Genomic DNA, 1,184 nt, shown 5'->3' with positions numbered 1-1,184 from the left:
AGAAGATTTGCAAGCCAAAAAACAGAAGCTTGTTCAGTACTTGAAAGAGGGCGCTGCCAAACTCGATCAGCTCCGCTCACAAGGGGATCTTTTGGCCCAAGAGATTGCCCGCCTCAATCAAGTTCGCCAAGCAACAGGCTCTGGCAACTTTGCCGCCCACCCGTCTGGGTTTGGAAAGGGATTCAGCTCCACTTCTACCACCAAAGCTGCTGCCACCTCCGCTTCGGCCAACACCTACGACGCAATTCTTGCAGCCATTGAGGAGAAGGTGAACGACCTAGACGACATGGCAAAAGCGATGACAGAGCTGGGCTCGCTTGAGGGCAGACGGTAATTCTTCAAGCACCTTCCAAGTCCAGATCCACCTCATGAACCCGCCGCAGGGATCCCTTGTTAAAAGCTGGGAAGCGTAGGTAGGGGTACTGCTCCTTGGCCTGCCGCAGCTCTTGGAAGGCGGGGGCCAGTTGATCTTTGGGGGAGATCCCTGTTACCACACACCAGAGCTTGGTGCGTGTCAAGGCCACAAAAGCTTGATTGCGCCGGCGCAGTTGCTCCTCTACACTTAGCCCCGGCTCGGTGGCGTTTTGAAACTGGCAGACGTAGACTTTCCAAGCTTCGTTGCCCTTGGCCCGGAAGATCCCCGACAGGGTGACGTGCCCCGGCAAGCGGAAAATATCCCGATCGGCATCTTCGCCAGCAATGAGGGCGCTAATTCCTCTTTGTTTGAGCCTGGCCTTTAGGCTTTCCCAGTAGGGTCTGCTCCCTCTGAAGCTGGCTACACTTGTAACTAGAAGATCTTCCGGCCGAAAACTCCACTGCTTCAGGTCGCGCTCGATCTGTTGGGCAATCCAATTCTGCTCCTCTTCCTCAGAAGGGAAGGTGCGCCAGACCAGCAGCGACTGGGGATCCACCTTGGGATCAAAGTTTTCTTGATCGACGGGGTGGCAAGCCTTGCGGGTGAGGGTAATTGGGGATCCAGGCTTACGAAAATCACCTTCCACCACTTCGTAACCCAAACCTTCCCACTGCTCTTTTTGGGTGACCCCCTGCAAAGGATGGCCTCCACGCAAAAGACCCATGTTGATGGCATGGGCAGCCATGAGGATGATGTTTGGAGTGCGGTAGCAATGGCGCAGTACGATGGCTCGCCCTCCCAACCGCACTTTGGGTTTGCCCGTCTCGTC

2 pseudogenes are annotated in these 1,184 nt (G+C 55.7%); one reads left to right on the top strand and one right to left on the bottom strand.

Going from position 1 to position 1,184, the window contains the following annotated elements:
- A pseudogene (locus NW863_RS13105) lies at positions 1 to 334 on the top strand (hypothetical protein); the annotation flags it as partial.
- A 4-nt stretch (positions 335 to 338) separates the two neighbouring features.
- On the opposite strand, the pseudogene NW863_RS13100 reads toward NW863_RS13105, so the two are convergent.
- Positions 339 to 1,184: pseudogene (locus NW863_RS13100) on the bottom strand (hypothetical protein); the annotation flags it as partial.

Source organism: Synechococcus sp. B60.1, assembly GCF_047462555.1.
Lineage (GTDB): Bacteria > Cyanobacteriota > Cyanobacteriia > Thermostichales > Thermostichaceae > Thermostichus.
This window is presented reverse-complemented; position numbering and strand designations above follow the sequence as displayed.